This is a genomic window from Methylibium sp. (assembly GCF_013817365.1).
Taxonomy (GTDB): Bacteria; Pseudomonadota; Gammaproteobacteria; order Burkholderiales; family Burkholderiaceae_C; genus Methylibium.
Genome location: NZ_JACDCU010000207.1, coordinates 1 through 6881, shown reverse-complemented (window position 1 = coordinate 6881; position 6881 = coordinate 1). Strand labels below are relative to the sequence as shown.

The window sequence follows — 6881 nt, the reverse complement described above, 5'->3', positions numbered from 1 at the left end:
GTACCGATCACCCGGGGAGTGACGCCGCCTACGGGCAGAGAATTGCAGCTGAGTGGTAGACCGCTTAGGTCGATCAGCGAGGATCATGTGCGAACGTCTGCTCGCCGGCAGTGGGTTTGACGGCGCCGACGACAGCAGAGGGTCGAGTCCGGAGATCCAGATGCGCGGTTGACCTGCCCGAAACCCGTCATCGGCGCCGTGCTCCACAGCCACTCACATGACTGCATCCGTGACCTTGAGTCAGCGAACGAAGTGCGCCGTTGTGGTATTGTGTGTACATTAAAGCACTGCGAGCCCCAAACATGTCCACGACCATGACCGTCCGCCTTGAAGACGACGTCAAGGACCGCCTCGATGTCTTGGCCGAAGCGACCCAGCGCAGCAAGTCGTTCCTGGCCGCTGAAGCCATCCGTTCCTACGTCGAAAACAACGAGTGGCAGATCGGCGAGATCCAGGCGGCGCTGAAGGAAGCCGATGCCGGTGACTTTGCCAGCGACAAGGATGTCACTGCACTGGCCAAGAAGTGGAAAGTGAATGCGCGTTAGGTGGCTGCGCAAGGCACTGCGCAACCTTGACGATGAGGCTACCTACATCGCGGCTGACGACGCCACGGCCGCGGGTTTGGTCGTCAAGCGCGTACTTGATGCCGTCTCAATTCTTGCGGAGCAGCCGGGTCTCGGTCGGCCTGGTCGAGTGCCCGGCACCCGCGAGTTGATCGTGGCAAATACGCGCTACATCGTTCCCTACCGCGTGCGGGGCGAGACGGTAGAAATCCTGCGCGTGTTTCACACATCACGGCGGCCGCCAGAACGGTGGTGAATGGACCGGTCGCGGCCACGACTCCCGCGCCAGCGTGCGCCACGTGGGCGGCTTGCTGCACGCGTTGACGGCCGTGCGGGCCAACGGCGAAGAGTTCCCGATCGAAGCCTCGATCTCGAAAATGGGCGCAGGCAGCACGATCCTGATGACGGCAGTCAGGAGTTCGAGCCCCGAGCGCTGGCCGAGGTTGAGATCGAGCAGCAAAACCTCGGGGCTCAAACGCAGCAATTCGCCAAGGGCGGTCGTCAGGTCGGCGCTCTCGCCCACCACTTGGTGGCCGGCTGATTCGAGCACCGAGCGGATGCCGTCGCGCAGCATCACATGGTCGTCGACCAGTTAGACGCGCGTCATGCGCTTCGGCTCTGAGGCAGGGGCCCCCAGTGCCGCGAGGACGCAGCGATTTGTGCTGACGTCACCGCAAAGAGTCTAACGAGTCGACGCTGATACACCGTGCGGCCGCTGATGCGGTCGTCGAGTGCCCAGTCCCACAGCGCCGTGTCGATTGCAAATCGCCTACCAAGGGTATACACGTCGCCGTGACCGCGATGCCGGGCACCCCTGAATGGCACAGCGTTGCCTTCGTGCGCCGCTTGGAGTGCGTGCCGTAGTCGGCCGGATCAAGGCCGAGCTCTTCGACCGAGCCTTCCAGGATCCGCGCGTCCGACATGGCCGCGGATGCGCAAGCAACTCGGCTGGCCGCAAGGTGCCGGAGCGCTGCGACCTCATGTCGCGGCAGACGTTCCAGGCGCTCATGGCCAGACGTGGCCCGTCGTGGGTATGAGGCCCATACAGCGCCCATACAGCACGTAGTCGTCGAAGTAGGCCTGCTTGCAGAGCTCGAAAGCTTCCTGCACTTCGTCCTTGCTGCACAGGATCTCGGTGCGGCGCGCATGGTCCTGCATGATCAACGGCGAACCCGGCGCCGGCAAGACGACCTTGGCGCTGCAATAGCTGCTGCAAGGCGTGAGGGAAGGCGACACCACCCGGTATGTGACCCTGGGTGAGATGGCGAGCGAACTGCGCGTCACTACGGAATCGCACGGCTGGTCCAAGCGCTCCTTGAGGCGGTGGAGCGCGTCAAGCCACGTCGCATGGTGCTGGACCGAGCGGATTGGAGGTCTTTCCGCGGCTGACGCCGAACGAGCATGGCGCGGTGTTCAGCCGCGAAGTTGTTCCCAGCGGCGTGGCGGCGCTGGACGCCCTGCTTGGCGAACTCAGTACCGGACGCTCAAACCGGTCACACTCCAGAAATCGCGCTAACGTGCTCCGGGATAAACATCTCCGTCAGTGGCCCGATCATCGCTCGTCAACGTCGCAGCCGCCGAGGCAGGCCTCGACGACCACTTGACCATGTCTTTCGTATCGAACAGCGGCTAAACCTTCGACCGGGCGCCGCTGTCGATGCGGCCTTCCCCGATTAATGAATCGACGACCAAGAATGGCATGAAGCGCACTGTCAGCCCGAGACGTGAAGGCGCGGGCAAGGCATCCGGGGCTTTCCAAGCTTGGCTGCGGCCCATCGCATGCTGCGCCTGTGTGGCGTGCAGCGCCTTTGCGACGCTCCGCGTCCGCGGCACTGCCTGTCACCGCGCCAACACCGGTCCCGAAGGTACTGCTCACCTTGAACAGGCGGCGAGCGACATCCCGAGTGAGCAGCTTCACCAGCGGGCCGCTGATGGTTTGCAGGATCGTCTGCAGTTGCTTGTCGGCGGCCGCCGCCTCCGACGTAACGGAATTGGCGCGCGAGCCGACCAACGAACGCACGTTCGGCGATTGGTCCATGAAATATGTGCCCGGCGAGCGGGCGCTGGGCGACCTGATGCGAGCTTGGGGAATGGCACGGTTCGATCCCTATGCCTTGAAGCCGGAGCAGCTCGATGCGGCAGTCACCTATTTGCGGAAGCAGGTCAATGCGGCACACCAGTTGCCGGACGAGCGTTCGAGGAGCAGCTTTCTGAGCCACGCCCGGCACGGCCGCAAAAGTCGCGCCTTGGCATGGCTGGCTCCTCGGGTGCATGACCTCAAGCGAGCGCAGGACGGGCTGGAAACCAACTACGTCAGCGCCACTCTGGGCGTGTACCTCAGCATCTACAACGATTCCAGTCCTTGCTGATGTTGCTGGGCATTTTCGGCGGCCAGAAGAGCAAGCCGCACATCGTGCCGGGCGCTGCGCAGCGAAGCGGCTTTTTCGCCCGCCGCTGGCGCGGCGAGCGGCCGGCAGCGATGGTGTTCTGGCGCGACATCGTCGTCGCCGCGGCCTGTTGAACCTGCTGGCAAGCTTTGCCGCCCTGATGCTTGTGGCACAACGTGCGCCCATGGACCTGCCAGTGGCGTTGCACTCCGCGCCGCTGTTCCTGTGCCTGGCACTGTGGCGCCACGCAGCGTGCTCCCGCACACTGGCCTGGGCCGCCGGCCTGTGGTACCTGGCCGCCGCACTGCTGTAGCGCTGCCGTCCCGGTTGAAGGCGCGATTTCGGACGACAGGAAGTTCAAGCTCAGTTCTCGCGCCCGAGCCAAGAGCTGGGCCTGCATCTTGAAAGTCGAGCGGATGAACTCAGGACTCGACAGGCAAGAGCCGACTACTGGCCGGTCAGGAGACCCGCCGTTTTCAGGCGAACGCTCCCTCAACTCCCTTCGCAGTCTTTCGCCACTGTGTCAATGACCCCCCACGGGGGACACCCGCCGCCACTTCAACGAGAGGCTGGATATCGATAGGACCCCGAGTCACTGTCACAGGCTGTCCCGATAGAAAGCCTCGACTGCCAGCAGTCGGAATGGTTGAGGGCAACAACTTCTCCGTACGTTCCAGGGAACGGGTATGTCGCTTGCCCCTCCGCGGCACGAACTCTTTTGTGGATTGCTAAAATTGAAAGACAGTTCTGTCTCCGGGATTCATCGGGCCGACCCAAACGCGACACCGCCGCGTCGCGCCCGCGCCCGCGCCCGCGCCGTTTCGTTGTACTCAGCGCTGCTGCGTGAGGGCGGAGGCGGGCCCGGGCAGATTGACGAGCTGGCGCGCTCGGCGTCGCGCTCGTTCCTGCTCGATCAGATCGACGCCACTAGCGAGTTGGCGTGCGACTTTCCCGATCACATCCGCTCGCTTCCGGTATGGCTGGAGCAAGAAAACCGCGAAGCTGCCGAGCGCTACCGTCAATACCTCGACGAGCGGCAGGCTGGAGCGCCGCGCCGCTTCTTCTCAACTCGCTCGCACGCTCTGCACTTCCTGCGCGCCGTCGCTCCGACCAAGCTGGTCGACGGTGCGTGGCTATACGGCCTGCTGCCGCATTGGAACGACGCACGATTCGGTGCCCTTATTCGCATCTACCTCGATGAGCTGGGCCAGGGCCGGCGGGCGCAAAACCATGTCGCCCTCTACCGGGATTTGCTCTCCAGCCACGGCCTCGAAGGCCACGGTGCCGAACGGCTGGCTGACGAGCACTACACCCAGGGCGCCATTCAGCTCGCGCTCGCCCACCATGCCGACGAGTTCCTTCCCGAACTTATCGGCTTCAACCTCGGCTACGAGCAGCTGCCCTTGCACCTGCCCATCACCGCCTATGAGCTGGCCGAGCTCGACATCGACCCCTACTACTTCACGCTGCATGTCACCGTCGACAACGGGGCGAGCGGTCATGCTCGGCAGGCGCTCGACGGCCTGCTCGCGGCTTGGCCGCGCCTGGGAAGCGGCCGCGAATTCTTCGCGCGCGTCGCCGCCGGCTTCAAGCTCAACCTGCTAGGCATGGGTACGGTCGATGCAATCGAGTCGTTCGACCTGGAGCGCGAGCTGCTTGGCGTTTTAGCCAACAAAGCCATGGTGGGCGCGCCGCTGCACTCCGACTACTGCAGCGTCGGTGGCAAAACGGTGACCGAGTGGCTAAGCGAGCCTGCCCGCCTGCCCGACTTCCTGCGTGCACTTGAAGACCTGGGCTGGATCCGGCGCGGCCAGCCGCCGGTGAACAGCCGCTTCTGGAGGCTCCTGCACGACGAAGGCTCGCCCATGTTCGGCGTGTTCACGGCCTGGGAGCAGGCGCTGGTCGCCGACTGGATCGTCGCTGCGCCTGGGGCGGCTACGCTGGGATCGCCCCCGCCGCCGCCGTTACCGCGGCGCCCGGCACGCCGCTTCCCGAAGCGCGTCGTCGCGCCTGCTGCCAATGCCGTCTCGCGCCCGCCTCGCCCCGCCCACGGCACGACGGTGGCCGATGTCCTGAGCCATCACCTCGCCGGCCTAGATCGCGCCACCGCCGGCGATTTCAATGCCGACCTGCGCCTTCTCTCTGACCGGCTGGCCGGCGTGACCGGCCGCGCTGAGGCAATGGCCCGCTTGATCGGACTGCTCTCGCCTGCCAACCACTCCAGCCCCGTCGGCCTGCTGGCGACGCGGATCTACACCAACCTGCGCGACGCCCATGAATGACCACGCCCTCGGGGCCCTGGGCCGGGCCCTGATGGGGCACGGCAACCGTTTCTTGACCTGAATATGAAGCGGAGCAAGGCGTTCCCTGCGGTCGTGACGCATGGTGGCGTTGGCAATTCAAAGAACACGAGGGATGCCTTGTGATGACAGCGAGGACGCACTCGGCGCCGTCGCCTGTGTGCGCGACGTCAAGAATCCCGTGCAGCTCGCCCGGGCCGTGCCGGCACACCGCCGCGAGCACGCTGCACGAGGAAATGTGGGGGCGCAAACGACGAAGCCTTCGGAACCCTCGGCGCCGCAGCGCCATCGCCATCGCCATCGCCATCGCCATCGCCATCGCCAACCGCGACGATGCCAGCGACGAGGCCGCGGCCCAGCAGGTCTACGAGGCCGACGGTATCTTCATGACCGGCGGTGACCAGAAGCGGCTGATCGCGCTGACCGCGGCACCCGCATCGACAAGGCGATGCATCGCGCCCTGCGCGAGCGCGGCGCCTGCATCGGGTACCAGCGCCGGCGCATCGGTGATGTCGGAACACATGCTGTTCGACGGCAGCCGCGACATCCTGCCGCAGAAGAGTTTGGTGCACCTCGCGGCCGGCCTCGGCTTCGTGCGCCGGGTCGTCATCGACCAGCACTTCTCGGAGCGCCAGCGGCTCGGCCGGCTGCTCGCCATCGTCGCCCAGCACCCATATCTGCTCGGCGCCGGCATCGACGAATACACCGCCCTGGTCATTGAGCCGAGCCACGGCATAGAGATCATCGGCGAGGGCGCTGTGACGTTGATCAATGGCTGCGAAATGCTGTCGAACTACCTCGACGCCGCCGACAAGGAAAGCCTCGAGCTCTTCAACGTCACGCTGCACCTGCTGCCGGCTGGCGCCCACTACCGCCACGACGGCGGCAGGACAGGCGCCAGCGCGTCGCGCGACGACGTAGGGGCCCGGCCCATCCCCAAGACGCTCGTCGACCTGATCGGTGCGGTGACGGCGACGCCCGATAGCGGCGCCCAAGGCCGCTTCCAGGGAGCGGCATCGTGAAGCTCGTCGAACGCCGCCTGCTGCGCGGTCCCAACATTCATTCGCCGCGGCCCTGCCTGCTGGCGGTGATCGACCTCGAAGGGCTTGACGACGTCTCGTCGGCCTCCCCGGACGGCTTCACCGACCGCCTGCTCGCCCTGCTCCCCACGCTGCAGAAGCACCGCTGCTCGCCCGGCTACGTCGGGGGCTTCGTCGAGCGGCTGCGCGCCGGCACCTACATGGCCCACATCGTCGAGCACGTGACGCTCGAGCTGCAGTGCCTAGCCGGCCCGGCCGTCGGCTTTGGCAAGGCGCGGATGGTGCGCGACCGGCCGCGCCACTACCGCGTCGTCGTTGCCTACCGCAGCGAGAGCGTGGCTCAGCGCGCCATCGAGGTCGCGCTCGCAATGGTCGAGAGGCTGGCCACCGGCGAAGCGTTCGCGCTCGAGCCGGTGCTGATCGAGCTGCGCTCGCTCGCCGCTCGCGCCGCGATCGGGCCCAGTACCCGTGCCATCGTCGACGCCGCCGAGCAACGCGGGATTCCCATCACACGGCTGACCGAATCGGCGAACCTGTTCCAGCTCGGCTGGGGCGCGCTGCAGCAGCGCGTGCAGGCGACGATCACCAGCC

The 6881-nt window shown here is 65.9% G+C and carries 7 protein-coding genes and 3 pseudogenes; 7 read left to right on the top strand and 3 right to left on the bottom strand.

Translation table 11 applies throughout. From position 1 onward, the window contains the following. Positions 1 to 314 precede the first annotated feature (314 nt). Together H0W38_RS13175 and H0W38_RS22110 are read left to right on the top strand one after the other, a co-directional pair. On the top strand, positions 315 to 545 hold the full coding sequence (locus H0W38_RS13175; protein ID WP_292454738.1) for a CopG family ribbon-helix-helix protein: 231 nt from the start codon (positions 315 to 317) through the stop codon (positions 543 to 545). Further along, positions 535 to 819: a type II toxin-antitoxin system RelE/ParE family toxin gene (locus H0W38_RS22110; RefSeq protein WP_367162047.1), complete on the top strand. Its 285-nt coding sequence runs from the start codon at positions 535 to 537 to the stop codon at positions 817 to 819. Before H0W38_RS13175 ends, H0W38_RS22110 begins: the two co-directional genes overlap by 11 nt. Here H0W38_RS22110 and H0W38_RS13170 read toward each other — a convergent pair. The 3 genes and pseudogenes from H0W38_RS13170 to H0W38_RS13160 all read right to left on the bottom strand — a co-directional run bounded on the left by H0W38_RS13170 (position 793) and on the right by H0W38_RS13160 (position 1799). After that, positions 793 to 1155 (bottom strand): response regulator, encoded by a 363-nt coding sequence (locus H0W38_RS13170; protein ID WP_292454739.1) that lies wholly within the window; start codon positions 1153 to 1155, stop codon positions 793 to 795. The genes H0W38_RS22110 and H0W38_RS13170 overlap by 27 nt on opposite strands. Positions 1156 to 1231: 76 nt before the next feature. Next, a pseudogene (locus tag H0W38_RS13165) lies at positions 1232 to 1477 on the bottom strand (hypothetical protein); the annotation flags it as partial. Between the two features lie 91 nt (positions 1478 to 1568). After that, positions 1569 to 1799, bottom strand: coding sequence for a hypothetical protein (locus tag H0W38_RS13160; protein WP_292454737.1), 231 nt, complete (start codon positions 1797 to 1799; stop codon positions 1569 to 1571). Between the two features lie 1031 nt (positions 1800 to 2830). On the opposite strand from H0W38_RS13160, the pseudogene H0W38_RS13155 reads away from it, so the two are divergent. The 5 genes and pseudogenes from H0W38_RS13155 to H0W38_RS13135 form a co-directional block, all read left to right on the top strand. Next, positions 2831 to 2961: pseudogene (locus tag H0W38_RS13155) on the top strand (BAX inhibitor (BI)-1/YccA family protein); the annotation flags it as partial. Positions 2962 to 3080: 119 nt separating this feature from the next. Further along, a complete protein-coding gene (locus H0W38_RS13150; RefSeq protein ID WP_292454736.1) occupies positions 3081 to 3263 on the top strand; it encodes a hypothetical protein in 183 nt (60 codons plus the stop codon). Positions 3264 to 3774: 511 nt separating this feature from the next. Then, positions 3775 to 5232 carry an iron-containing redox enzyme family protein gene (locus tag H0W38_RS13145; RefSeq protein WP_292454733.1) on the top strand — a complete coding sequence of 486 codons (1458 nt, stop codon included), beginning with the start codon at positions 3775 to 3777 and terminating at the stop codon, positions 5230 to 5232. 254 nt (positions 5233 to 5486) lie between these two features. Then, entirely contained in the window at positions 5487 to 6272 is a 786-nt protein-coding gene (locus tag H0W38_RS13140; protein WP_292454732.1) for a cyanophycinase, read from the top strand. Further along, positions 6269 to 6881 (top strand): annotated as a pseudogene (locus H0W38_RS13135) (cyanophycin synthetase); the annotation flags it as partial. The gene H0W38_RS13140 and the pseudogene H0W38_RS13135, both read left to right, overlap by 4 nt.